The sequence below is a fragment of the Rhizobium oryzicola genome, assembly GCF_030504645.1.
In the GTDB taxonomy this organism is placed as follows: Bacteria; Pseudomonadota; Alphaproteobacteria; order Rhizobiales; family Rhizobiaceae; genus Neorhizobium; species Neorhizobium oryzicola.
In genome coordinates this window covers 1-24,678 of the sequence record NZ_JAUKWQ010000004.1, presented here as the reverse complement: position 1 = coordinate 24,678, position 24,678 = coordinate 1, and the positions used below count along the sequence as shown (strand labels likewise).

The window sequence follows — 24,678 nt, the reverse complement described above, 5'->3', positions numbered from 1 at the left end:
AATGCGGTGGGGTGTTCGGTGCGTCAGATTCCGCAGCACCTTGCGATCTGTGGTGGGCGCCCTGTCCGCCGAACCTCCAGTCCACCAGGATCATGGTTCGTGATGCAATGGGAGCGAACGCAGTTTGTCCTGATTTCACATCTGACCAGTCAGAGGCAGGTCATGGAGGATCATAGCAGCAGCACCAAGCGCCACTGCATCCTTCGCGGCATTTTGCGGTACAATAATGTTTGGCTGGAGTACGCGACCGCCCTGATGAGGATTGGACTCGGCAAAATTCAGCCAGAGAGCGAGGCGGTTACGCACCATACTTGGCAAAGTTCCGCCGAGATAGATGGCAGATGGCGCTAGGATTGCCGCAATGGGGAAGGCCAACTTCGCCGTCTCCGGTCCGGCCCGCTCCAGCCAGCGCTCCAACACATCCGGATGCTGATCGAGATAGGCCGTCCACGTCCTTTCAGCTCTTCCTTCTGGAATTCCACCGGTCTCCGCCAGGAACCAGGCTGCAAGGTCGTCGAAGGATGGACGAGACAGCCCCCTTGCGCGCAACGCGCCCAGTTCGCCGGCATTGCCAAGGGTGCCACGGTAGAGCTTGCCTCCTATAATGAGGCCTCCACCGATCCCTTCCGACAAATACAGATAAACAAAGTCTTCGTGGCTACCGTCTTTGCCGAGTGTCAGTTCGCCCATTGCTGCCGCGTTGGCATCATTCTCAACGTGAACCGGACAGCCGAGTGATTGGCGCAGGGACGTTTCAAGATCAGCGCCCGCCCAGGATATGATTTCATCGGCCAGATCCAGCCGCCCTGCTCCTTCGCGAAATCGCGTGGGCATTGCAATCCCGGCTCCGATCAGCTGCCCGGGTTCGATAGCGTGCCGCCGCAACAGCTCCTGTTTCCCTTCGATGAGAACCGAACGGACTTCCGAGAAAGATGAATAGGAGCCCGAGATCTGCCACTCTCCCACGATCGTTCCGCCGAAATCCAACATGGCCATCGTGATGGAAAAGCGATTGGCGTGGATGCCGAGTGCATACCCCGCCCGCGGGTTCAGTATCAGATCGACATGTGGTGCTCCCCTCCCGCCACTGCGCCTTGACCCTTCCGTGAGAATGCCGCGCTCGATCAAGTCACGCGTCATCATGCTGATAGCGGCTGTCGTCACGCCGCATAGGTCGGCAAGTTCTGCACGCGAGGCAGCTCCTTTGCGCCGAAGATGCCCAATGATGTCGCGTTGGGTGCGTCCGATTGCCTGCAGGTGGCGTTGGTGCGTCAGCATCCTATCCATCCTCCTCATCCATTTCTCAGGCGATGTCATGAAAGTTTTATTTAAGCAAGTTAATTAAATAATCAACGCAAATCGGAATGATGCTCATGACCAAATCTCTCGCCTTACTCGCCACTGTTGCTCTTGCTGCCCTAACCGGTGGTATGGCCCACGCCGAAGACATCAGGATCAAGCTTTCCACGCTCGTAGATAAGAGTGCTCCGGCGCGCATCACCAATATCGAAGCCGCTGCCGAAATCATGAACCACCAGTTCAAGGCAGCTGGCGTCGACAAGCACATCGTCATCGAGTCGAATGCCAGCGCCGCCAAGGGCTGGGACGATCTGGCGCTGGAAAATATGAAGGCGTTCTCGGTCGGGCAGGGCCCCGATCTTTATATCCTGCCGCATGAATGGATCGGCAAGTTTGCCGAAGACGGCAATGCCATGGCCATGGATGCCAAGATTGCCTCCACGCCCTGGGCCTATGGCGACATTCTGCCGGTCCTGTGGACGGCCGCGAAGGCAACCGACGGCAAGATCTATGGCATTCCGCAGGACGCAGAAATCCGCATGTTCTTCTACAACAAGGACATGCTGCGCAAGATCGGCAAGGACGAGGCCTTCATCGAAAGCCTGCCGGCCAAGGTCGAATCCGGCGAGTTCACGCTGGATGACCTGACTGCGCTCGCCAAGCAGGTCGTCGACGGCAAGGCCGCGCAATACGGCATGCTGCATCGCCCGAATGTCGGCATCGACTATCTGATGGTCTTCCAGTCCTACGGCGTCAAGTTCATCGACGAGAAGACCGGCAAGCTGATCTTCCCGAAGGCGGAAATGACCAAGGCGCTGGCCTGGTACGAGCGCAATGCCCGCCAGGGCGTGACGCCGGTCGACAACACGGCCATGAGCTGGGATACGATCCAGAACGCCTTCAAACAGGACAAGGCCTTCCTCTTCCACCAGGGTGTGTGGGCGGTTGCCTGGCAGTTGGGCGACAAGAATGGCGCGACCTGGCCGACCGACAAGGATGGCTATTTCCACAAGATCGGCTGGATCCCGGCGCCCGCCGCCGAAAAGGGCGGCAAGCCTGCCAACCTGTCGCATCCGCTGCTCTACACGGTGAACCCGAAGAGCAAATATGCCGATATCGCCGCCGACCTGATCGCGCTTGCGACCCTGCCGTATTTCAATACCGAGCATGCGGTCAGCTCCTATCATACGGCCATCACCAATGGGCAGACGGCGATGCCGAAGTACAAGGAAAACTGGGTTCTGTCCGCGGCGTCTCCGATGATGGTTCACGCTCAGTTCGTGCCGAACCAGACCCAGTTCGGTAGCTATAACAAGGTGCTGTTCAACGGCCTGCAGGCTGTCGAAACCGGAAAGATGACGGCGAAGCAGGCGGTTGAGTTCATCGCCGACGAGCTTGGCCTGCAGTTTGGCAAGGATGTCGATATCCGCGAAACCGCGAGCAATTAATGGTCTGACAGCCATCACGCCCTGACCGTGCTCACGCGACCGGAGACCGTATGGCGGTTTCCGGTCGACTTCCGTCATAGGACACTCGTCTTGCCGCCGGGACCGGCGGCCATTCCGGATAGATCACAATGTCACAAACCCGCCTTCGGGCGCATCGCCCCGCCCGACCGCTTCTTTATCTGATGCCGGCGATCGCGCTTCTGGCGATCTTCTTTCTGGGCCCCATCCTCGTCAACAGCGTGATTGCCTTTACCGACATGGGGGTAAACCTGCGTGTCGGCCAGTTCACGCTCTTGAATTTCGAGCGTATCGTCCAGCGCGACGGCCGCATCCCGATGGTGCTGATGACGACGCTGATCTATGTCGGCTCGACCCTGTTCCTCTTCAATGTCGGCCTCGGCGCGCTGTTGGCGATGACCACGACGGCGATCCCGGAAAAGCTCGGCAACTTCTTTCGAGGCCTGTGGCTTTTGCCTCGCATGAGCCCGGCCGTCCTCTACGGCATGCTGTGGATCTGGATCGCCGATCCGACACCCTCCGGCCTGCTGGCGCAGGTGACGATTGCGCTCGGCCTTCCAACCGTCAATCTGCGCAATGATTATCCGCTGATGCTGGTCGTGCTTGCCAATGGCCTCGTGGGCGCGTCCTTCGCCATGGTGATCCTCACCTCGTCGATCCGCTCGATCCCAGCGCATCTCGCCAATGCCGCGCGCGTCGATGGAGCCAGCGAATGGGGCGTGCTGCGCCATGTCGTGGCGCCAGCGCTGTCGCAGCCGATCCGTTTCATCACCATCTACCAGGCCCTGTCCCTGATGACGACCTATGAATATATCCTGCTGATTACCGGCGGCGGTCCGGTCTATGACTCGACCCCTTACGCGCTCTACATCTATCGCCGCGCCTTTGAGAACGGCGCTTACGCCTATGGGGCCGCGCTGGCGCTCGGCCTGATGGTGATCGGCGTGGTGATCACGCTGTTGCAATGGCGCCTCACCGACATGCGCTCCACCTTTGCCGCGCCCAAGATTGAGGTGCTCTGATGTCCTCAGCCATGACAACTGCGATGACCGATCTCGACTGGGCGCGCCTGGAGCGGCGCGGCATGCTGAACCGTGCCGGCTTCCTTGCCTTCATCCTGGTTTTCCTGACGCTCGTCTCCATCCCCGTTCTGCTGCCTTATCTCTGGCTGCTGGTGAAATCCTTCACCTCCTCGGATGATGCCGTCAGCCGGCTGGTGATGTGGCGCAGTGCGGGGATTGCGGCGCTCGCCTATCTCGGTGCGGTCGCGCTCTGCCTCGGAGCAACCCGCCTTAAACGGCCATGGCTTGCCTGGGCCGTGCTCGGTCTCGCCATTCTGCTGTTGATGGCGATTTTCGTTGCGCCCTTCATGACGCTTTCGAACTATCGCTTTCTCCTGACCCGCGACATCAGCGGATCGGGAAATACCCGAAGTGATCTGTTGCCCTCGGTCTGGGCCTCGCTTGGCACTTCGCTCGCCTTTGCCATCGCGCAGACGGCGATCGTGACGCTGGTGGCAACGCCCGCCGCCTATGCGCTGTCGCGCTTTGCCTTTGTCGGACGGGAAGCTTTCCTCCGTGGCCTCCTGATGCTGCACGCCTTTCCGGCGCTGGCGCTCACTGTCGCCGTCTTCGTGCAGCTTCACTACATGGGCATGCTGAACAGCCTTTCCGCCGTGGTGCTTGTGCTGAGCGCGCTGGAACTGCCCTATGCGATCTTCGTGATGAAGGGCTTCTTCGACACGGTGCCCTGGGACATCGAGATGAGCGCGGTGACCGATGGCGCGACGCGTTCGCAGGCATTTCGCATGGTGGTGCTGCCGCAGGTGCGTTCCGGCATCATTGCGATCGCCACCTTCACCTTCCTGCGCGGCTGGGAGGAATACGTGCTCGTTCAGACGCTGCTAATCGAGAAAACCCAGTTCACGATGAGCCTCTATCTGTTCTTCGTTTCTCAGGATCACATGGGCGTTGACTATGGCATGGTGGCAGCCGTTGGCATCGTCTACCTGCTGCCCGTGCTGATCCTTTACAGCTTCACGCAGAAATACATCACGCAGATGAGTTTCGGCGGTATCAAGGGATAACGGCCATGGCCCAGATTACACTTACCAATGTCAGCAAGAGCTGGGGCGAGACCCGTGTTCTGAAGCCGATGAACCTCACCATCGAGGACGGGGAATTCGTTGCCATCCTGGGCCCTTCCGGCTGCGGCAAATCCACGACGCTCTTCCTGCTCGCCGGACTTTACGCCCCGAGCGCCGGCGAAATTGCCTTTGATGGGCATGATGTCAGCCGCGTCGATGCCCGCGACCGCAATGTCGGCATCGTCTTCCAGTCCTATGCGCTTTATCCCAATCTCACGGTGCGCGAAAACATCGCCTTCCCGCTGCGCTTCAAATCAGTCGGCAAGCCGGAAACAGCGCGCCGGGTCGAGGAGGCGGCAAGCCTGGTGCAGATCGGCGCGCTGCTCGACCGGCGGCCGTCGCAGCTGTCCGGCGGCCAGCAGCAGCGCGTGGCGCTGGCGCGGGCGCTGGTAAAGGAGCCGAACATCCTGCTGCTCGACGAGCCGCTCTCCAACCTTGATGCGACGCTGCGCATTGCCATGCGGGCCGAGCTTAAAGCCATCCAGAAGCGTCTCGGGATCACCACGCTGATCGTCACCCATGACCAGATCGAGGCGATCACCATGGCCGACCGCATCATCTGCATGAACAATGGCGAGATTGCCCAGATCGGCACGCCGGATGATCTTTATCGCCGTCCCAACAACCTCTTCGTCGCGGGCTTCATCGGCACGCCGCCGATGAACCGGGTGAAGGGGCATGCGACGGGCCGTGTTCTGAAGGTCGCAGATGAGAGCTTCCAGCTGAGCGCCGATCATTCCGGCGACGTAACCTTCGGCTTGCGGCCGGAGGACATCAGCCTCGTTGCGCCGGTGGATGCGCCGCTGTCCGGTCTCATCGCCAGCGTCGAGCCGATGGGTCGCGAGGTCTTCTACACCGTCGATACGCCGGCCGGGCCGATCCACGCGCTTGAATATGGGGAAACGGTGCGCCATGCCACCGGCGCATCCGTGGGCCTCACATGGAAACCGGAGCTTGGGCTTCTCTTCGATGCCACCGGCGATCGCCTCGGCGGCCTTCATCCCGATCTTTCGCATTCCGCCGACAGCCGCACCGCCGCGCTGCAACCGGCACTCTGACAGGATCTTTCTTCCGTGACAAAAATCGTATCCCACCGTGGCGCCAACACGTTTGCGCCGGAAAACACCTTTGCCGCTGCCGATCTCGCGCTGGAACAGGGGGCCGACTATATTGAGCTCGACGTGCGCGAAAGCGCCGACGGCATTCTCTACGTCTTCCACGACGAGACGCTGGACCGCACCACAAACGGCACCGGCCCGATCGGCCATGCTCTGTCGTCCGAAATCGATGCGCTGGATGCCGGCAGCTGGTTCGGCGAGGCGTTCAAGGGGGCGATCGTGCCGCGCCTTGATGCCTATCTCGAACATCTGCGCGGACGGGCAGGGGTTTACATCGAATTGAAATACTGCGATCCCGCCAAGGTGGCCGCGCTGGTGCGCAATCTCGGCATGGTCCGCGACACCTTCTACTTCTCCTTTTCCGAGGAGATGCGGCGGGACCTGCAACTAATTGCGCCGGAATTCCGCAAGATGATGACGCTCAACATCGCCAAATCGCCGTCGCTCGTCGGCGCTGTTCATCACGCATCGATCATTGAAATCACGGTTGATCAGATGCGCCGGCCCGGCATCATTGCTGCAAGCCGGAAGGCGGGCCTGGAAATCATGGTCTATTACGGCGGCGACGACAGCGACGTGCACAGCGAGATTGCGGCGGCCGGCGTCGATTACGTCAATCTCGACAGGCCTGATCTGTTCGAGGCCGCGCGCGGTCAGCGCCAGGGAGCCGCCGCGTAATGCAGCTTGCCGTGGTTGCCGATGTCCATCTGCATGATCTCTATGGTGGCTATGGTCTGATCGACGAGGGCAGCGGCGGCATGGCGTTGCGCACGCTGGCCGATACCATGGCCTCCACCCGCGTCTTCAACGAAAGCCATCCGGCCTTCCTGGCAGTGCTGGAGGATATCGTCGGGCGCGGTATCCGCACCGTCGTTCTGCTGGGCGACTATTCGGATGATGGGCAGCCCGGTGCCGTGGCTGCCCTGAAGCGCATCCTCTCGCTCTACGAGGAGAGGCACGGCCTTCGTTTCTTCGCGACGTTCGGCAATCACGACTGTTTCGGCCCGGAGCCCCGCCATCAGGGCAAATGGCTGACGGTTGGCGCGGAGAGCGAGCCTGTGCTGGTGACCAGCGATCCCGATGCGCCGCTGCCGGCTGTCGTCAAGCCTGCCATGCGCGGCATGTCGACTGCCGAAGCCATGCAAGCTATGGGAGGTTACGGCATAGCTCGCCCCGGCCATGTAGGACATTGGGAAACGCCCTTCGGCGATCGCGAAGCGCTTCAGGAGCGCTATCCAGAAGGTGGCGATCCCGAAGCTCTCGATGCATCCTATCTGGTGGAACCGCATGACGGATTATGGCTGCTGGTTCTGGATGCGAACGTGTTCACCTGCAAAAACGGCTTTTCGAAGCTGGAAAGTGATGCGGCATGGGATCATGTCCTTGCAAGACGTCCCTATCTTCTGGAATGGATCGAGGCGGTCGCGCAGCGGGCGAAACGTTTGGGCAAGACGCTGTTGGCATTTTCACATTATCCCGCTCTTCCACTGAGCCTAATGGGCGAGGGCGAGAGAAGTATCGCTGTGGGCACGTCGGACTGGTTGAAGCGGATGCCGTCGCTGGAGACGGGGCGCAGTCTGGCAGGGGCCGGGCTCACCTGGCATTTCAGCGGGCATATGCATGTGGCCGGGCGTACGCAACTGTATGGCCTGACCAATGTCGCTGTTCCTTCGCCCGTCGGTTATCCGGGAGGTTATGTCGTCATCGATATCGATGGACCTGCGGTCGAGGTTCAGATGGTCGAACTGACTGAGGTTGCGGGTTTCGACGTTGCGTTTGCCGCCTATAACGCGCAGCGGCAGCATGATCCAAATGGACTGAGCGCGTTGGTTATCGGTGCCGCCGGTTATGCCGATTTTCTTGAGGCGCATTTGCGGGCGCTGGTGACACTCAGACATGTACCGAATGATTGGCCGGAGCTTGTCGCTTATCTCGACCAGCCGATCGGGACGTTTTGTCGCCAGAATGCAGGTTGGGGGCAGGTTCTCGCGGCATGGGAAGATTGCCCACTGGTGCCGCTTCGTGTGGTGTTGGAGGACTACTATTTACGCCGAGCTCGAGGATTAAACAGCGCTGCGCTCGATCACCTAACCATGTTGAGAACTTCCCTCCGCGCTTGTTCATGACTCCGCGTTTCGCGGAAATCACGGCCAGTCTCCGTTGCTCATTTTGCTGAATCTTCCAGTGAGTGAGGCGGAGAAGGCTCTCTCATCCCGCAGAATTCAGTCGTATCAAGTCTCACGACGGATCGAGAGTTTCGACCCAACTCAAGAGACAGAGAACCAGCAAGGGGGTGCATTTTATTCTGCCCGGGCCTTCGCATCCCCCAACTGGATTATGCAGCGTGATGGCTGTTAGTGACACGCGAAGCGTATGGAAAGCCAAGCCATCTTCGGGTAAAAGATGAGTATTATTCTCATGAAAGGTGAGGCCCATGAACCAACCCCTTACTTCTGAAGCTCCAACGATCTCGACCTGGTATATCGATCCAGACGCCGAGGATGCCATGGCGGATGGGCATGCGCCGATCTGGCGGCATCTGATCGGCCTGGTGCCGGAAAAGGACCTGTCGCGCGCTGCGGTGCTGGATTTCGGCTGCAACCAGGGTGGGTTCCTGCGCCATCTCCATGCGCTGCGCCCCTTTCACAAGGCACTGGGCGTCGATATTGCCCGGCAATCCGTCGACAAGGCGAATGCGCTGAAGGGCAACCTGCCGATTCAGTATCAGACGGACACGAAGCTTGCCGGCTGGGACGGCGAATTCGACATCGCCTTCAGCCATGAGGTCATCTATCTCGTCGAGGATATTGCCGGCCATGCGGCCGACATGATGCGCGTGCTGAAATCCGGTGGAGTCTATTATGCGGTCACCGGTTGCCATACCGATAATCCGCTCTGGCCCGCCTGGCGCAAGCTGGTGGCGGAGCGGACGAATACGGTGGTGCAGGATCGTTCGGTGACGGATTATGCGCGCATCTTTGCGGAGGCCGGCTTCCAGGTGTCGGCCCGCAAGCTTGAATTCGACGGCTTCGTCCCTTACGCGCCGGGCGGCTGGACGCCGGATTACGCCACCGCGCTCGACTACTACACGCAGACGAAGATCGTCTTCCGCCTGGTGAAGTCATAAAGGAGCGGCCTCAGGCGGCCGGTTCCGTCAACTCAAGAGGCTGGAGCGTGTTTTGCGCTTTCGAAACCGCGCTTGCCGCTCCAGCGCTTGAGATGCACGTCGAAATGCGGCGGACCATCTGGCGCAATCTGCACGAACCGGCCTTCGACACGGAAGACCTGCTCGATCAGCCCGCTTTCGGCCAGCGCGTCGGAGGTACCGTCAAAGACGACGCGGCCTTTTTCCATCAGTGTGATGCGGTCGGCAATCGACATGGCCTGGTTGAGATCGTGGATCGCCATGACCACGGTCACGCCGCGCTCGCGGCTCAGCCGATGGACGAGATCGAGCACCTCGATCTGATAGCCAATATCGAGAAACGTGGTCGGCTCGTCGAGCAGCAGGACCTTCGCCTCCTGCGCCAACGCCGCCGAGATCCAGGCGCGCTGGCGTTCGCCGCCGGAAAGCGCGCTCAAGGGCCGTTCGGCGAGCGGGGCGAGGCCCGTGCTTTCCAGTGCCCAGGCGATGGCGTCCTCGTCCTCCCGGCGATAGCGGCGGAAGAGACCGACATGGGCGAAGCGGCCCTGCCGAACCAGCTGCTCCACCGTCATCTCATCGGGTGCGGTGGGCTGTTGCGGCAGGAAGGAGAGGCGGTGCGCAATCTCGCGTCGGGTCATGACTGACATGGGCGCGCCGTCAATGGTCACGGCTCCGGCCTCCGGCTTCACGAGGCCGGCCATGCCTTGCAGGGCCGTGCTTTTGCCGGAGCCGTTCGGGCCGATCAGCGCGCGGATTTCGCCGGGAGCGAGCGCGATGTTGAAACCGTCGAGCGCCTTGCGCGGCCCATAACAGATCGACAGGTTCGTGGCGGTGAGCATGGGCGACCTCACGGGGTTTTGCGCAGCAGCGCGACAAGAAGCGGCACGCCACAGATTGCGGTGACGACGCCGATGGGAATTTCTTCCGCCCCGCCGGTCAGCCGGCCGGCGAGATCTGCGAGCGTCATCACGATCGCGCCGAGCGCGATGGTGAGCGGCAGGACGATGCGGGTCTGCTGGCGCGCGAGAGACCGCGCCATATGCGGCACGATGAGCCCGACAAAGACGACCGGGCCGATGACGCCAACCGCGCTTGCCGCGAGCGCACAGGCGACGAGCAGCACGACGGAGAATTGCACCCGATACGACAGGCCGAAGGAGCGTGCGACCGTGGCGTCGAAGCGCAGCAGTTCCAGCGGCCGGCGGATGATCGGCAGTACGGCAAGCCCCGCCACCGTGAAGGGCAGGAGAAACAGCGCATGCTGCCAGCCACGCGCATAGAGGCTGCCGGAAAACCATTCTAGCAGCACTTCCAGCCGCCCGGAGCCCCAGCCGGCCATCAGGCCGATGCCGATGGCATGGAGGACCGCGCCGACCGCAATGCCGCAAAGCGTGATGCGCAGCGGCCCGAGATCGCGGCGGAAGGCGATGAGATAGATGAAGCCGCCGGCCGCCAGACCGCCGAACGTGCCGATCAGCGGCAGCCATTGCACGGGCAGTTCCTGTAGGGTGGTCGAGCCGGTGTCGTGACTGTAGACGGAAAGAACCAGGAAGCCGCTGACGGCGAGCATCGCGCCTTGCGAGACACCCATGAGCGAGGGATCGGCGAGCGGATTGCGGGTGATGGACTGGAGAAGGAGACCAGCCAGCGCGAAATGAATGCCCGCCAGCATGCCCGTGAAAATGCGCGGCAGGCGGATGTCGAGGATGATCGCGCGCGCTTCCGGCGAGCCGTGACCGGTCAGCGCGGCGAGCGTGTCGGAGGGATCGAGATCGACGACACCCAGGAAGATGGCGAGGGCGAGCGAGGCTAGCGCGAGGACGAAGAGCAGCGGCAGGAGAAAGGCCGGGCGTGGCGCGCGGCGAGGCGTGGCGGAGGCCGTGACGGTCATGTTTCCCCCGCAAGACGCAGGCTGCGGTGCTGCACGAGATAGACGAAGATCGGCCCGCCGATGAGCGCCGTGACGATGCCGACCGGGATTTCCTTCGGCAGCGCCACGCTGCGGGCGACCAGATCGGCGCTGACGGTCATCAGCCCTCCGAGCGCAACATTGAGGACGATCGCTGCGGCCGGTCCGCCGGGGCGCAAGAGGCGCACGATATGCGGCGTGGAGAGCCCCACGAAGGCGACCGGACCGGCCACCGGTGCGACGCCCGCCACGGGCAGGGCAGCGATGAGCAGCAGCAGCGGCTTCCAGAGTGTCAGATTGAGTCCCATGCCGGCCGCGGCCTGATCGCTGAGCGACAGGATCTGCAGGATGCGGTGACTAAAAAGCGCCAGCAGCGTGCCGCCGATGACCCAGGGCAGCATCTGGAAAAGCTGCGGCCAGCTGCGGCCCTGGAAGCCGCCGGAAAGCCAGAAGAGCAGGGAGGGAACCTGCGGGCCGCTGAGCAGAAGAATATAGGTGGTGATCGCGCCGAGAAACAGCGACACGCTGATGCCGGCCAGCGCCAGATGTAGCGGCCGGGCATTGCCGCCGCGGGCGATCCAGAAGGTGGCGCCGGCGGCACCGAGCCCGCCGATGAGCCCAATTATGGGATAGTAGATCGAGGAAAGCGCTGGCAGGAAGACGAAACAGGCGACGATGGGCGCGACAGCGCCGGCGCTGACGCCGGTGAGGCCCGGCCCGGCGAGCGGATTGCGGGTCAGCGTCTGCAGCAGATAGCCGGAGACGGCAAGACCCGCGCCGCCCGCGAAGGCGGCAAGGCTGCGCGGCAGGCGCAGGGTCCAGACGAGAATGGAATCGAGCTTGCCGTCCGGGTAGATGAGCGCACTGAGCGCCTGCGCCGGGGAGAGCGGCTTCGTGCCGACGGTCAGGCCGCCGGCGATGATGACGGCGGAGAGGGCCAGCAGGACGGTGACCAGGAGCGCGGCGCGCGCATTGCCGGCCCACAAGGGGCCGGCGAAGGTCGCCCTTGTCATTGGTTCAGGCTGGATTTCAGGCTGGCGGGAATGAATTTCGCCGCCTCGGCCTTGATGTCCACCTTCGGGAAGGTGTCCGGATAGAGGTAGTGCCCGGCCTCGCGCAGCACGAGTTCGCGGGCAATCGGGCCGTTGGTTTCCACCCATTCGTCGCCGACATAGAAGACGCGTTTGTTCTTGACTGCCGAGAGCTGGCTCCAGATCGGGTTGTTTTCATGCGGGCGGTCGGGGCCGCTATCCATGACGAAGATGACTTCCGGGTCCTTGGCAAGCATGGTCTCCAGGCTGATTTCCAGCCCGAACTTGCCGCCCGGCGTCATCGGCCCGGCAATGTTGTCGCCACCCAGCGCCGCAACGATCGAGGCTGCGGTGTTTTCGGTGTGGAAGGAGAAGGGCGTGTCGCCGCCCCACATGATCTGAAAGCGCGGATGCTTGTCCTTCGGCGCCTTGGCAGCGAATTCGGCGAGGTGCTTCTTGAAGTCGGCATTGAGTTCCGCGCCGCGCTCCGGCTTGCCCAGCATGTCGGAGAGCTGTGCCACTTCCGTGTAGCTCTCGCTCAAGAGTTCCATGTTGTAGGCGACGTAAGGCGCGATCTTCTGCAGCGCATCGGCATTGCCGACCGTGTAACGCTTCATGGCGACGATGAGGTCGGGCTTGGCTTCGGAGAGAAGCTCCAGATTGGGCTTGGCGCGCTGGCCGATCTGCTTGATGTCCTTGGTCAGGCCCAGCAGATATTCCGGATAGCGATTGGCGACCATGTAGGTCGTGGCGACCGGCTTCAGGCCGAGAGCGAAGGCGACGTCCGCTGCAAAGAAGGAGATGGCGGCAACCCGCTGCGGCTGCGCCGGCACCTGGACCGTCACGCCGCGCTCGTCAGTAAAGGATCGGGTCTTGGCCTCTTCGGCCTGAGCCGTCAACGCACCGGCAAGGCAAAGCGCGATCGTGGCGGAAAGGGCTACTGCTGAAAATCCATGCATAGGCAACGCTCCAATTGAAATTCGTTGCCGGATGCTTACTCAATAAACATGATATTTTCAATCATGTTTATTGAGTTTGGTGCCATTCTTTGAAGGGAGAAGTTCTGTGCTGTGGCGATCTGTGGCCGCACGATTAGACGTGATCGAGGCCGATGTCCAAAGCAGGGGCGCTGTGGGTGAGCCATCCAACGGACAGCAGGTCAACACCGGTATGCGCGATAGCTGCCGCTGTGTCAGGCGTAATGCCACCCGAAGCCTCCGTGATGGCGCGTCCTCTGACGAAGGCCACGGCCTCCTTCAACTGTTCTGGTGTCATATTGTCCAGAAGGACGGCATCGACGCCGAGTTCCATGGCCTCACGCAATTGGTGGAATGTATCGACCTCCACCTCGATTTTGACCATATGCCCCACAGCCGCTCTCGCCCGTTGGATGGCCTCCGTGACGCTGCCGGCCACAGCAATGTGGTTGTCCTTGATCAGAACCGCGTCATGAAGCGCGTAGCGGTGGTTCATGCCGCCGCCGGCCCGGATCGCATATTTCTCGATAGCTCTTAGGCCCGGTGTCGTCTTGCGCGTGCAAACGACGGCTGCCTTGGTTCCGGCAATCGCCTGCACGATATCTGCTGTCGCCGTCGCGATCCCCGACATATGGCAGAGGAAATTGAGGGCAGTACGCTCACCTGTCAGAAGGCCGCGTGAAGCGCCCTCGGCCACGGCAATAACGTCACCCCTTGCGACGGTTGCACCATCTTCGACCTGCTGATGCAAGACGATATCAGGATCGATGAGAGCGAAGACAAGCTGTGCTACATGAAGGCCGGCAATGACCCCTGCCTTGCGAGCGCAGAGCGCAAAGCGTGAATGATGTTGCGCGGGAATGATGGCCGTCGATGTGATGTCTCCTGCCAGACCGAGATCTTCTGCCAGCGCCGTTCTGATGAGGGGCTCAATGACCAGCCGCGGTATTGGAGCAAGAATCATGTCAGGCTATCCTTCCTTTGTATGGTGTGGCCGGGCGAGCGCTCTGCAATGATGCTGGCCGTGTCGAGGATCTCGCGGAGGTTCATGTGTCGGCGCAATGCCACCATCGAAAGCTCCGGAAAATCACTGCGCGCGTGCGCACCACGCGATTCCTGCCTGAGCCAGGCGAAGACCGCGATGCTGATCGCGACAATCGCCGCATCGGACGAGGGGCTGTCATCCTCGATATGAGGCAGAAGTTGAGTAACGGCCCTCGTCAATCCTGCCCCTACTCGCACGATCGAGAGGTCACGTGTCGCAATTTCTCTGACAATGCTGAGGTCTGTCGCAGGCGGATAGGAAGGTGCGCTTGGTACTGTTACGCTACGAGTTTCGGCTGAAGAAACATCCTCGGCCGCGCGCAAGGCCATTACTGTTGCTTCCAACAAGGAATTGCTGGCTAGGCGATTTGCCCCATGCAGGCCCGTACACGCCGCTTCGCCCACAATCCATAAACCGTCCACGGAACTTCGCGCGCGAAGATCGGTAGCGACGCCGCCCATATGGTAATGAACTGCAGGCCGCACGGGGATGAGATCATGTGCAGGATCGATGCCGGCTTGACCGCAGAGTGTTGCAATCAGCGGAAAATCTTGCCTGAAACGCGCTCCAATTGCCTCGCGCGCATCCAAAAAAACACGGCCTCCACGCGAAATCTCAGCACCGATTGCGCGTGCCACCATATCGCGAGGGCCCAGTTCGGCGCCGGGCAGGGCTCCTAGGAACCGTTCGCCTTTTTCGTTGACGACAATCGCACCTTCACCACGCAACGCCTCGCTAATCAGATTCAGGGGGCGTTGCGGACTGTCGAGGGCGGTCGGGTGAAATTGAACGAACTCCATGTCCGACAATACCGCGCCGGCCCGTGCGGCAAGCATCACGCCTTGCCCATAATTGCCGGAAGGATTGGTGGTCGTCTCATAGAGGCCGCCCAGACCGCCGGTCGCCAGAACAACACGGTTGGTATAAAGCGTAATTCTGCGGTACCGGCTTTCAGCCATTAGGCCGCCAATGCGGTTGTCTGCAACCAACAGGCGTCGGACTTCTAAGCCTTCGAGAACCTCGATCGACGGTGTTTGTCGCACACGTTGAATGAGAGCCTGCATGATCGCGGCACCTGCCCCATCGCCCGCGACGTGAAGAATGCGCCGCCGCGTATGCGCGGCTTCCAGCCCAAGTTTAAACTGCCCATCCGGATGGCGATTAAACACCACGCCAAAAGCTTCGAGTGCGGCAATTGCCCCACGAGCTTCGCCGAGAATTGTTGCGGCAATCTCCTCTTCACACAGGCCGTCTCCTGCAGCCAGCGTATCAGACAGGTGAAGGGCGGGGCTGTCTTCGGCGCCCATGCTGGCTGCAATTCCGCCCTGTGCCCAGCCGCTTGATGTTTCAGCGCCGAGTGCCGCGCGGGTGATCAAAATAACCGGCTGCGGGGCAAGCGAAAGAGCTGTCACAAGACCGGCAATCCCGCTGCCGACCACAATGACGCGACCGGTGAGATCATAGCAAGTTGGGGTCATATCGCAAGCATGCGTTCGACAGCTCGACGTGCAGCGACGGCAATCTCTGGATCGACTGTCACCTCGTGACGGTTCCATTGCAGGGCTTCGCGAATACCGGCCAGCGTGATGCGCTTCATGTGCGGGCAAAGATTACAGGGACGTACGAATTCAACATCGGGAAGATTGACTGCAATATTGTCGCTCATCGAACATTCCGTCAGTAGAACGATACGGCTCGGTTTACGCTCGCGCACGAAATCCGTCATGAAGGCGGTCGAACCAGCAAAATCTGCTTCCGCCACGACCTGCGGCGGGCATTCCGGATGGGCTAGGATCGTAATCCCTGGATGCACCTCGCGGAGATCCCGGACATCCTGGGCAGAAAAGAGTTCATGCACTTCGCAGTGTCCATGCCAGGAGATGACCTCGACACCGGTTTCTCGCGCTACGTTCTGCGCCAGATATTCATCGGGGATCATCAGAACTTTTGGCGCGCCAAGCGATTCCACCACCTGCTTGGCATTGCCGGAGGTGCAGCAGATGTCGGATGCGGCCTTCACCGCGGCGGAAGTATTGACATAGGTGACCACAGGTACACCGGGGTGCGCTTGCCGCAGTAACGCTATGTCCTCAGGCGTGATTGATTCAGCCAGTGAACAGCCGGCGTTGAGGTCCGAAATGAGAACCGTCTTTTCCGGGTTCAGAAGCTTCGCGGTTTCTGCCATGAAATGTACGCCAGCAACGAGGATAATATCTGCATCCACCTCCGCTGCCTTACGTGCGAGTGCCAGGCTGTCGCCGACAATATCCGCCACGCCGTGGAAAATTTCCGGCGTCTGGTAATTGTGCGCGAGGATTACTGCATTGCGGCACCGTTTCAGTTCAAGGATTGCTGCCACGTCGGCCTCGTGCGAGAGCCACTCGGCCTTCGGCATGACATGACGAAGCCGATCGTAAAGCGATGACACGGACACAGAGTGGTTCATTCATTGCCTCCAACTTATACTCGTCATGAGTATATTGCGGACGCATAGATATTCTCGATTCGAGTATATGTCAATTGCGCGACAGGGGCAGCCTTGAACTGGAAATGGCGTGTTCATCCAGGATGGCGCGGCGATAACGGAATAGCTTGGCCGGGCGGCCACCAGCCTCGTTAGAAAGCTCACCAGTCTCCTCGATCAGTTCCTGCTGGTCGATCAACCGCCGGAAGTTTGGCTTATGCAATTTGAGCCCGGCCAAGGCTTCCACTGTGCGCTGCAGCTGCAGCAAGGTGAAGTTTTCCGGCATCAATTCGAAGACGACGGGCCGGTATTTGATTTTGCTTCGGAGCCTCGCGATCGCGGTCGCCAGGATGCGTCGGTGGTCGGCAAACATCGCGCGGCCGCTCTCCGGTGCAGACGAGGCACCGGCTTCAACGACAAGGCCGGCCTCGAACAGCAGTTCGTAACGCTGAAGAACCAGATCCTCGTTCCAGGGGGCTTTGTCGATGCCGAAAGTAAAGGCAATTCGCCGATGCCGATGCTCGCTTCTCGATCTGTCGCTGCCCGCCCAGGCGGCAAGACCTTCCTCTATGGCAGCAAGAGCTTTTGGGCGCCCTTCGCGATGGTCTTCCCAGGGAAAATATTCGTACCAGCCATGCCAGCCGGGTACACCGGCCCCAGGCGCAGCCTGCTCCCGAACAAGCCCGAGATAGCTGATCGAGATCGTCCGTGTAGCCGTTCCCTGTGGCGCGCGATCGCTATCGGCAAAGGTGTAGAGCTGTTCGAGATAACCGACCGGATGCCCGGTTTGTTCGTGCACCCAGGTCCTTAGTCCCGATTGCAGACTGCGGTGTCCCACTTCAAGTGGACCGGAGGGCAGGGCTTCTCCCGCTCTGACGGTCATCACGCGCGGGGCATCAGAGGTAACCGCAGTCAAAACGGCAATAAGTTCGGCATGAGCAAGCTCGCTTTTCACGTGATCGCAGGCCTTGTTTTGAAGAGATTAGATGTCTGTTGGTGAGTAACAGAGATCGAGGCAAGAGAAAGGAAATTCGTCGTTTGCGCACGATAAAGAGGATCGTACGCGCGTGCCTCCAAGGGTGCCAGTCCTCTGGCTAGCCGCCTCTGACAGACTTCCGCCAGATCAACTGCGGTTCGATGAGCACGGACGGAACTGACATAGCCGTCTCTTCCGGAGCGGAGCAAAGCCAGGAAACGGCTGCCTCCGCGATGCTGGCGAGGGGCTGCGCGAAGGTGGTGAGCTGATAAGATTCCCAGCCCGCCTGCTCGATATCATCAAACCCGGCAACACAAAGTTGACCGGGGATGGACAGACCAAATTCGTGGCGGGCGGCATCCATGAAACCGCAGGCCAGGAGATCGGTGGCACAGAAGACGGCTTCCGGTCGGATCTTGCGCGTTAAGAGGCGATGCGCCAGCACCTTGCCTGCCTCATAACCGGTCCAGCCGTACCGCTCGACCGTGACCTCCAGCCCCAAGGCCTCCGCAGCCTTCGAAAAGCCCCGTTCACGCGCCATGAGGCTCGGCGTTCGGGCATCGGAATTTGCGAAAGCAACGTGCCGGCACCCGGCCCGTTCAAAGGCGAGCGCGATGCGACTGCTGGCCTCTTCATCATTCAGGTTGATCTTGAGTGGTCCCGGCTGGTCATCGTCGCGGTTAATGAGGACAAGGCGCTGGCCGTTCTTGAGGCAAAGCTGGGTGATCGATTTATCCGGCAGGCCAGACAGGATGATCGATGCATCCGCCTGATAGCGAATGGCCTGGCGAAGCGCCTGGCCGACGCTGTCGTCGGAACGGTCGGTGTTGATCAGCATCACGACCTTGCCGGCATTCTGCAGGTGGATCGTCAATTCCCGTAGCAGGGCGGAGCGATAGGGAGTCGCGGCATCAGAGACGATCAGGCAGACAATGCCACTCTCCCGCCGCATCAGGCCGCGGGCCAGATGATTGACGTGATAGCCCAACTCATCCGCAGCTTTGAGCACACGCTCGCGCGTTTCAGGAGCCACGCTGGCGCCGGGCGTAAATGTTCTGGACACAGCCGAGCGCGAAACACCAGCACGTTCGGCCACATCATGCGCACTGACGGATGGCTTTGACGCCACGCCTTCCTCCCACTCGATTCCTTGATGGTCATATGTGCACAAGAGTGCATCAACATAAAGGGCGAATCGACCGAGATCCGTTCGTATTGGTCTTGACTTGGCAAAAAGGCACAGGCAGTCTTTGCACACGCTTGCAAGCGTGACGGTATGGAGGCCGTCGATTTGGGAGGAAGACAATGAAGTTACATCAATTGGCCGCGCTGTGCCTTGCCGCGGGTACGTCTCTTTTTGCGATCGAGGCGCATGCCGCGGGTGAACTGAACATCATATGCTCGGCTGACCCTGAAGTCTGTGACGTCATGAAGGGCGCCTTCGAAAAGCAAACCGACATCAAGGTGAGCATGGTTCGTCTGTCTGCCGGTGAAACCTATGCCAAGATCCGCGCCGAAGCCCGCAACCCGAAGACTGATTTGTGGTGGGCCGGAACGGGCGACCCGCACATGCAGGCGGCGGCGGAAGGGCTGACGCAGGAGTACAAGTCGCCGCTCTTCGACCAGTTGCAGGACTGGGCGCAAAAGCAGGCTGAAAGCAGCGGCTTCAGAACCGTGGGCGTCTACGCTGGCGCGCTGGGCTGGGGCTATAACAGCGACGTGCTTGCCAAGAAGAACCTTAAGGAGCCGAAGTGCTGGGCGGATCTGACCGATCCCTCCTACAAGGGTGAAATCCAGATCGCCAATCCCAACTCATCCGGCACGGCCTACAACACACTGGCCACGCTGGTGCAGATCATGGGAGAGGACAAGGCCTTCGACTATCTCGGCAAGCTGAACGCCAATATTTCCCAGTACACCAAATCCGGTTCCGCCCCAGTGAAGGCTGCGGCCCGCGGCGAAGCGACGATCGGTATCGTCTTCATGCATGATGCGGTCGCACAGACCGTGGAAGGTTTCCCGATCAAGACCGTCGCGCCCTGCGAAGGCACAGGCTATGAAATCGGCTCCATGTCGATCGTCAAGGGTGCCAAGAACCTGGACAATGCCAAGAAATGGTATGACTGGGCACTGAGTGCAGAAGCGCAATCGCACATGAAGGAGGGCAAGTCCTTCCAGCTTCCCTCAAACAAGAAGGCGGAGATTCCGAAGGAAGCCCCACGCTTTGAGGCCATCAAGTTGATCGATTACGATTTCAAGACCTACGGCAGCCCGGAAAAGCGCAAAGCATTGCTGAGCCGCTGGGACAAGGAAATCGGCGCAAAGGCCAACTGATCGCTATAATTCCGCGGCGCCGGATCCATTCGGCGCCGGTCGGTTGATCATCTCGGATTGGATGGAAACATGACCAACAGCATCCGCCGGCTGGACTATGTCCTGCTGGCCGGCTTCGTCGCGCTTGTCTGCCTGCCATGGTATCGCCTCGAAGCCGGCTTCTTCAGCCTCGGCTGGCTATCGGGCTTCCCCCTGGATCAAACTTCGGCCCCGGCCGTTGTGGAAATCGGGCTCCATGCAAAATGGTGGCTCACTCCACTCATCGTCACTTTCGGCGTTGCCACCGCCGCGCGACTGATCCGTCAGCCTGAACGCAGAGGTGCGGTCCTCGCCGCCTGCGGCGCCTTCGGCCTGATCTTTCTCGCGGTGCAAGGTCTGGCGATCACCTTCAATGGGTGGACCTGGGCCTGGACTGAAGCATTGTTCGGCCCGCTTTCCGCCGGCCAATCATCCATGGGCGCGGGTGCAACACTGACGGCCATCCTGTTCGTGCTGCTGTTTTCCTTCGGGCTTGCCGATCGCGGCGTGATGAGGGGCGATGCCTTCGTCGTCAGCGCCATCAGTCTCCTGATCTTCCTGGTGGTGATCTTCGTCTTCTATCCCGTCATCAGCATGCTGGTGGCAGCCTTCCAGGCCGTGGACGGATCATTCGATCCGGACGGTTTCATCCGCAACATTCAGGACCCCTCCATCTGGAGCCTCGATTGCGTAATCGGCGGCAACCGTTGCGGCGTTGCCTGGCGCACCTTCTTCCTTGCCATCATGACGGCAACCGGCGCAACCGCGATCGGCCTGTGCTTTGCGCTCGTTGCAACGCGAACCCGCTTTCCCTTCAAGCCGCTTCTGCGCATCCTGACGATCCTGCCGATCATTACGCCACCCTTCGTGGTGGGCCTTGCGCTGACCCTGCTGTTTGGCCGGTCTGGCGTGGTCACCGAAGCGCTCTCCTGGCTGTTTGGCATCGAACCGGGTCGCTGGCTCTATGGCCTGACCGGCATCTGGATCGCGCAGGTCCTGTCTTTCACACCGATCTCCTTCCTGGTGCTGATCGGCGTGGTCGAAGGTGTCAGCCCTTCCATGGAAGAGGCATCACTGACCCTGCGGGCCAACCGCCTGCGCACCTTCTGGAAGGTATCGCTACCGCTGATGAAGCCTGGCCTTGCAAACGCCTTCCTCATCGGCTTCATCGAAAGCATGGCGGATTTCGGCAACCCGATGGTGCTGGGCGGCAGCCACGGCGTGCTGTCGACGGAAATCTTCTTCGCCGTCGTCGGATCGCAGAATGATCCCTCCAGAGCCGCCGTGCTGGCCATCATCCTGCTCTTCTTCACCATGTCGGCCTTCCTGGCACAGCGCCTCTGGCTTTCGGGCAAGAGCTACGCGACCGTGACCGGCAAGGGCGATTCCGGCGCGCATATCTCCCTTCCCCGCCCCCTTTCGGTCGGCGTGCATGCGGTGGTCCTGCCCTGGATTGCCTTTACCATCATCGTCTACGGCATGATCTTCTTCGGCGGCTTCGTGAAAACCTGGGGCCTCGACAACAGCCTGACGCTGCAGCACTACATAAAGGCCTTCTCCATCGGTTGGCGCGAAAGCGGCAGCATTGCCTGGACGGGCGTGGCCTGGAACTCCTTCTGGACCACCATGGAGATCTCGCTCATCTCCGCGCCCCTGACAGCCATCGTCGGCCTGCTGACGGCCTATCTGATCGTTCGCCAGAAGTTCGTCGGGCGTGGTCTGTTCGAATTTGCCCTGATGATGAGCTTTGCCATCCCCGGCACGGTCATCGGCATCAGCTACATCATGGCCTTCAACCTGCCGCCCATCGAAATGACAGGTACGGCACTGATCCTCGTCGCCTGCTTCGTCTTCCGCAACATGCCGGTTGGCGTGCGCGGCGGCGTTGCTGCCATGAGCCAGCTGGACAAGAGCCTGGACGAGGCCTCGCTCACCCTCGGCGCCAACAGCTTCAGGACCATTCGCAAGGTCACCCTGCCGCTGCTTCGCCCGGCTATCACGGCGGCCCTCGTCTATTCCTTCGTGAGGGCCATCACGTCCATCAGCGCTGTCATATTCCTGGTCAGCGCTCAGTATAACATGTCCACCGCCTTCATCGTCGGCTTGGTGGAAAATGGAGAGTATGGCGTGGCTATCGCCTACTCATCGGCCCTCATTGTCGTCATGACGGTCATCATCAGCGGCTTCCAACTGCTGGTGGGGCAACGTCGGCTCCGTCGTGAAAACCGTGTCAATATTCCAGGCAGGGCTGCAGCCGCACCCGCCGCCGTCATCAAGGAGAAAGCGGCATGATCAAGACCGCGCCCGGTTCCGTCGTGTTCCAGAATGTGAGCAAGACCTTCGGTGCCTTTACCGCCATTCCAGACCTGTCGCTCACCATCGAGCCAGGCACGCTGGTCACACTGCTCGGCCCGTCCGGTTGCGGCAAGACGACAACTCTGCGCATGCTGGCGGGGCTGGAGCATCCGACGGGAGGCCGCATCCTGATCGGCGGCAAGGACGTGACCATGCTGCCCGCCAATGAGCGGGACGTCTCCATGGTCTTCCAGAGCTATGCGCTTTTCCCGCACATGACCTCCCTGCAAAACGTGGCCTATGGCCTGGAATCATCCGGCATCAAGAACCGCGAAGCACGCGAACGCGCTGAGGAAGCTTTAAAGCTCGTGGGACTGGCCGGCATGGGCCATCGCCTGCCCGCCGAGCTTTCGGGCGGCCAGCAGCAGCGCGTCGCGGTCGCACGCGCTCTGGTGCTGGAGCCGCAGGTCCTGCTTCTGGACGAGCCCCTGTCAAACCTCGATGCTCGCCTGCGCCGTCGTGTGCGCACCGAAATCCGTGAACTGCAGCAGCGACTGGGCTTCACCGCCGTCTACGTGACGCATGATCAGGACGAAGCACTGGCCGTGTCAGATCAGATCATCGTCATGCAAGGCGGCCGTATTGCCCAGAAGGGAAGCCCACGCGAACTCTATGAGCGACCGGCCTCCGCCTTCATCGCCGATTTCATGGGCGAAGCGAACGTGCTCGATTGCACCATCGTGGCGATCGAGAATGACTCGACGGTGGTCGACATCAACGGCGTGTCGCATCGTGTTCCGACCGTTGCAGAAAGAACCGGGCCGGCACAAATCGCCGTCCGACCGAGTGCCATTCGCCTGGAGCCATCAGCGAATGCGACAGGTTTCAGCGGTCGAATTGTCCATTCAGCCTATCTGGGGGACCATGTGGAATATGAAGTCGAGACCGGAGGCAGCAATCTTTTCGTTGTCGGGCCTGTCGTTGAAAACCCGCTTCCACCCTCCAGCGCAGTCAGCATCCACCTCAGCAGTCAGGGTATCGCCCTTATCGGCGCCTGAATCTGTCTCATCATCGTAAGGATCTTTTCATGACCGTTCCCGCCACCTCCGTGGAAACCCGTTTCGCCCTGGCCAAGACAGTTGCGCGCGAGGCCGGAGCACTTGCCTTTCACTATTTCCAGCAGCGCGAAACGTTGGTGATCGAAACGAAACGAGACCTACAAGATGTCGTTTCCATCGCCGACCGCGAGGTGGAGCAATTGATCCGCCAGCGCTTTGCCGAGGCCTTCCCGACCGATGGCGTGCTGGGTGAGGAATACGGGCTGGAGGCCGGAACCTCGGGCTTTACCTGGGTGGTCGATCCGATCGATGGCACGAGCCCATTCGTCAACGGCATGCCCAACTGGTGCATATCGATTGCGCTTCTGAAGGAAGATCGCCCCGTGGTCGGCGTCATCTACGCCCCCTGCCATGACGAACTTTATGCGGCAGCCGATGGATTGGGGGCGACCTTGAACGACCGCAAACTGACGCTCGATCCTTCCCGCAACATCCGCAACGCCGTCACCGGCATCGGTGCGAACAACCACGTTACCCCCGCCTTCGTCGCAGGCATTGTGGAGCGACTGCTGGAAGCGGGCGGCAATTTCATTCGTAACGGCTCCGGTGCGCTGATGCTGGCCTATGTCGCGGCTGGTCGACTGGTTGGCTACTACGAACCGTATATGCATGCCTGGGATTGCCTTGCCGGCTACTGCCTGGTGAACGAGGCGGGCGGTTGGTCACATGCATTCCCGGCGCGTGGTGAATCCTTGGTCAAGGGTGCGCCGGTTCTGGCGGCAGCTCCGGGCGCCATTGAGGACCTCCGACGCATCGCCGGGATCTGAATATGGCCTCGGCAGGTTGAATCCTGGCAAGCAGTGGAAAAGCTGCCGATCGGCTATGGCCTTTTCATCGAACCGAAGCGATTATTGATTGGCTGGTCAACTTTACCGCCAGCGGAACAGGTTGCTCCCTAGAGCATTTCCTGCAAACTCCGGGTCAGTTCTGTTTCTCGATTGGCGCGTACGATCCGTTGGTGAAACGGGTGAAATTCGATGCTCCTGCATCGGGCGAGACCGGTTCGCCATCTGGTGTCCGCCAATCGGAAACCCCGCCGCGCCGTTTGCCTTTGGCAAAGGCGCAAACGGACATACCAGCCGATCGCCTTTGTCGCTTCGCGAAAGCGAAGCGGGGCGATCGGTGGGACGGGCGCTTTTGCACCGATATCGGCGCCGAGCCGCTCGACCTTATCAAGGGATATGCCCTTAGTGTCTCGGCTTGATCTCGTCACAAAATCGCTCCGTCAGAATGATCCCGAGTTTGCCGGAAATGCTTGTCTTATGATTTCCATGCTTCTTGGTGAGATAAGAAGCGCCGGAGAGGACGGCCATCCTCTTCCGGCGGTGGGGAACGGA

The 24,678-nt window shown here is 60.7% G+C and carries 21 protein-coding genes; 11 read left to right on the top strand and 10 right to left on the bottom strand.

Annotated elements, in window-relative coordinates:
• Positions 1–135: 135 nt before the first annotated feature.
• The gene (locus tag Q2T52_RS13615) at positions 136–1,278 is read right to left on the bottom strand and encodes an ROK family transcriptional regulator (protein WP_302077317.1); all 1,143 of its coding nucleotides are present in this window, start codon (positions 1,276–1,278) and stop codon (positions 136–138) included.
• A gap of 95 nt (positions 1,279–1,373) precedes the next feature.
• On the opposite strand from Q2T52_RS13615, the gene Q2T52_RS13610 reads away from it, so the two are divergent.
• The 7 genes from Q2T52_RS13610 to Q2T52_RS13580 all read left to right on the top strand — a co-directional run bounded on the left by Q2T52_RS13610 (position 1,374) and on the right by Q2T52_RS13580 (position 9,156).
• Positions 1,374–2,747, top strand: a complete 1,374-nt coding sequence (locus tag Q2T52_RS13610) for an ABC transporter substrate-binding protein (protein ID WP_302077316.1) — start codon at positions 1,374–1,376, stop codon at positions 2,745–2,747.
• Between the two features lie 128 nt (positions 2,748–2,875).
• Positions 2,876–3,787: a carbohydrate ABC transporter permease gene (locus Q2T52_RS13605; RefSeq protein ID WP_302077315.1), complete on the top strand. Its 912-nt coding sequence runs from the start codon at positions 2,876–2,878 to the stop codon at positions 3,785–3,787.
• A complete protein-coding gene (locus tag Q2T52_RS13600; protein ID WP_302077314.1) occupies positions 3,787–4,851 on the top strand; it encodes a carbohydrate ABC transporter permease in 1,065 nt (354 codons plus the stop codon). Before Q2T52_RS13605 ends, Q2T52_RS13600 begins: the two co-directional genes overlap by 1 nt.
• A 5-nt stretch (positions 4,852–4,856) precedes the next feature.
• On the top strand, positions 4,857–5,969 hold the full coding sequence (locus Q2T52_RS13595) for an ABC transporter ATP-binding protein (protein WP_302077313.1): 1,113 nt from the start codon (positions 4,857–4,859) through the stop codon (positions 5,967–5,969).
• Positions 5,970–5,984: 15 nt separating this feature from the next.
• Positions 5,985–6,707 carry a glycerophosphodiester phosphodiesterase gene (gene ugpQ, locus Q2T52_RS13590; RefSeq protein ID WP_302077312.1) on the top strand — a complete coding sequence of 241 codons (723 nt, stop codon included), beginning with the start codon at positions 5,985–5,987 and terminating at the stop codon, positions 6,705–6,707.
• Positions 6,707–8,155 (top strand): metallophosphoesterase family protein, encoded by a 1,449-nt coding sequence (locus tag Q2T52_RS13585; RefSeq protein ID WP_302077311.1) that lies wholly within the window; start codon positions 6,707–6,709, stop codon positions 8,153–8,155. Before ugpQ ends, Q2T52_RS13585 begins: the two co-directional genes overlap by 1 nt.
• Before the next feature lie 308 nt (positions 8,156–8,463).
• A complete protein-coding gene (locus Q2T52_RS13580; protein ID WP_302077310.1) occupies positions 8,464–9,156 on the top strand; it encodes a class I SAM-dependent methyltransferase in 693 nt (230 codons plus the stop codon).
• A gap of 32 nt (positions 9,157–9,188) precedes the next feature.
• Here Q2T52_RS13580 and Q2T52_RS13575 read toward each other — a convergent pair whose 3' ends face one another.
• The 9 genes from Q2T52_RS13575 to Q2T52_RS13535 form a co-directional block, all read right to left on the bottom strand.
• Positions 9,189–10,013: an ABC transporter ATP-binding protein gene (locus tag Q2T52_RS13575; RefSeq protein WP_302077309.1), complete on the bottom strand. Its 825-nt coding sequence runs from the start codon at positions 10,011–10,013 to the stop codon at positions 9,189–9,191.
• A gap of 8 nt (positions 10,014–10,021) precedes the next feature.
• Positions 10,022–11,065, bottom strand: a complete 1,044-nt coding sequence (locus tag Q2T52_RS13570) for a FecCD family ABC transporter permease (RefSeq protein WP_302077308.1) — start codon at positions 11,063–11,065, stop codon at positions 10,022–10,024.
• Positions 11,062–12,096: a FecCD family ABC transporter permease gene (locus Q2T52_RS13565; protein ID WP_302077307.1), complete on the bottom strand. Its 1,035-nt coding sequence runs from the start codon at positions 12,094–12,096 to the stop codon at positions 11,062–11,064. Before Q2T52_RS13565 ends, Q2T52_RS13570 begins: the two co-directional genes overlap by 4 nt.
• Entirely contained in the window at positions 12,093–13,073 is a 981-nt protein-coding gene (locus tag Q2T52_RS13560) for an ABC transporter substrate-binding protein (protein WP_302077306.1), read from the bottom strand. Before Q2T52_RS13560 ends, Q2T52_RS13565 begins: the two co-directional genes overlap by 4 nt.
• A 133-nt stretch (positions 13,074–13,206) precedes the next feature.
• Positions 13,207–14,055, bottom strand: a complete 849-nt coding sequence (gene nadC, locus Q2T52_RS13555) for a carboxylating nicotinate-nucleotide diphosphorylase (RefSeq protein ID WP_302077304.1) — start codon at positions 14,053–14,055, stop codon at positions 13,207–13,209.
• Positions 14,052–15,614, bottom strand: coding sequence for an L-aspartate oxidase (locus Q2T52_RS13550; protein ID WP_302077781.1), 1,563 nt, complete (start codon positions 15,612–15,614; stop codon positions 14,052–14,054). The genes nadC and Q2T52_RS13550 overlap by 4 nt, the downstream gene beginning before the upstream one ends.
• Entirely contained in the window at positions 15,611–16,582 is a 972-nt protein-coding gene (gene nadA / locus Q2T52_RS13545; RefSeq protein ID WP_302077303.1) for a quinolinate synthase NadA, read from the bottom strand. Before nadA ends, Q2T52_RS13550 begins: the two co-directional genes overlap by 4 nt.
• 70 nt (positions 16,583–16,652) lie before the next feature.
• A complete protein-coding gene (locus Q2T52_RS13540; RefSeq protein WP_302077302.1) occupies positions 16,653–17,555 on the bottom strand; it encodes an NUDIX hydrolase in 903 nt (300 codons plus the stop codon).
• Positions 17,556–17,694: 139 nt separating this feature from the next.
• The gene (locus Q2T52_RS13535) at positions 17,695–18,705 is read right to left on the bottom strand and encodes a LacI family DNA-binding transcriptional regulator (protein WP_302077301.1); all 1,011 of its coding nucleotides are present in this window, start codon (positions 18,703–18,705) and stop codon (positions 17,695–17,697) included.
• 176 nt (positions 18,706–18,881) lie between these two features.
• On the opposite strand from Q2T52_RS13535, the gene Q2T52_RS13530 reads away from it, so the two are divergent.
• The 4 genes from Q2T52_RS13530 to Q2T52_RS13515 all read left to right on the top strand — a co-directional run bounded on the left by Q2T52_RS13530 (position 18,882) and on the right by Q2T52_RS13515 (position 24,108).
• Entirely contained in the window at positions 18,882–19,910 is a 1,029-nt protein-coding gene (locus Q2T52_RS13530; RefSeq protein WP_302077300.1) for an ABC transporter substrate-binding protein, read from the top strand.
• Positions 19,911–19,979: 69 nt separating this feature from the next.
• On the top strand, positions 19,980–22,220 hold the full coding sequence (locus tag Q2T52_RS13525; RefSeq protein WP_302077299.1) for an ABC transporter permease: 2,241 nt from the start codon (positions 19,980–19,982) through the stop codon (positions 22,218–22,220).
• Positions 22,217–23,281: an ABC transporter ATP-binding protein gene (locus Q2T52_RS13520; protein WP_302077298.1), complete on the top strand. Its 1,065-nt coding sequence runs from the start codon at positions 22,217–22,219 to the stop codon at positions 23,279–23,281. Before Q2T52_RS13525 ends, Q2T52_RS13520 begins: the two co-directional genes overlap by 4 nt.
• A gap of 29 nt (positions 23,282–23,310) precedes the next feature.
• Complete coding sequence (locus Q2T52_RS13515; RefSeq protein ID WP_302077297.1) at positions 23,311–24,108, top strand: inositol monophosphatase family protein; 798 nt, start codon at positions 23,311–23,313, stop codon at positions 24,106–24,108.
• The last annotated feature ends 570 nt before the right edge of the window (positions 24,109–24,678 follow it).

Coding starts and splice junctions, on each gene's coding strand:
- Q2T52_RS13615 (WP_302077317.1), bottom strand. CDS start 1,278: ATGCTGACGCACCAACGCCACCTGCAGGCAATCGGACGCACCCAACGC.
- Q2T52_RS13610 (WP_302077316.1), top strand. CDS start 1,374: ATGACCAAATCTCTCGCCTTACTCGCCACTGTTGCTCTTGCTGCCCTA.
- Q2T52_RS13605 (WP_302077315.1), top strand. CDS start 2,876: ATGTCACAAACCCGCCTTCGGGCGCATCGCCCCGCCCGACCGCTTCTT.
- Q2T52_RS13600 (WP_302077314.1), top strand. CDS start 3,787: ATGTCCTCAGCCATGACAACTGCGATGACCGATCTCGACTGGGCGCGC.
- Q2T52_RS13595 (WP_302077313.1), top strand. CDS start 4,857: ATGGCCCAGATTACACTTACCAATGTCAGCAAGAGCTGGGGCGAGACC.
- Q2T52_RS13585 (WP_302077311.1), top strand. CDS start 6,707: ATGCAGCTTGCCGTGGTTGCCGATGTCCATCTGCATGATCTCTATGGT.
- Q2T52_RS13580 (WP_302077310.1), top strand. CDS start 8,464: ATGAACCAACCCCTTACTTCTGAAGCTCCAACGATCTCGACCTGGTAT.
- Q2T52_RS13575 (WP_302077309.1), bottom strand. CDS start 10,013: ATGCTCACCGCCACGAACCTGTCGATCTGTTATGGGCCGCGCAAGGCG.
- Q2T52_RS13570 (WP_302077308.1), bottom strand. CDS start 11,065: ATGACCGTCACGGCCTCCGCCACGCCTCGCCGCGCGCCACGCCCGGCC.
- Q2T52_RS13565 (WP_302077307.1), bottom strand. CDS start 12,096: ATGACAAGGGCGACCTTCGCCGGCCCCTTGTGGGCCGGCAATGCGCGC.
- Q2T52_RS13560 (WP_302077306.1), bottom strand. CDS start 13,073: ATGCATGGATTTTCAGCAGTAGCCCTTTCCGCCACGATCGCGCTTTGC.
- nadC (WP_302077304.1), bottom strand. CDS start 14,055: ATGATTCTTGCTCCAATACCGCGGCTGGTCATTGAGCCCCTCATCAGA.
- Q2T52_RS13550 (WP_302077781.1), bottom strand. CDS start 15,614: ATGACCCCAACTTGCTATGATCTCACCGGTCGCGTCATTGTGGTCGGC.
- nadA (WP_302077303.1), bottom strand. CDS start 16,582: ATGAACCACTCTGTGTCCGTGTCATCGCTTTACGATCGGCTTCGTCAT.
- Q2T52_RS13530 (WP_302077300.1), top strand. CDS start 18,882: ATGAAGTTACATCAATTGGCCGCGCTGTGCCTTGCCGCGGGTACGTCT.
- Q2T52_RS13525 (WP_302077299.1), top strand. CDS start 19,980: ATGACCAACAGCATCCGCCGGCTGGACTATGTCCTGCTGGCCGGCTTC.
- Q2T52_RS13520 (WP_302077298.1), top strand. CDS start 22,217: ATGATCAAGACCGCGCCCGGTTCCGTCGTGTTCCAGAATGTGAGCAAG.
- Q2T52_RS13515 (WP_302077297.1), top strand. CDS start 23,311: ATGACCGTTCCCGCCACCTCCGTGGAAACCCGTTTCGCCCTGGCCAAG.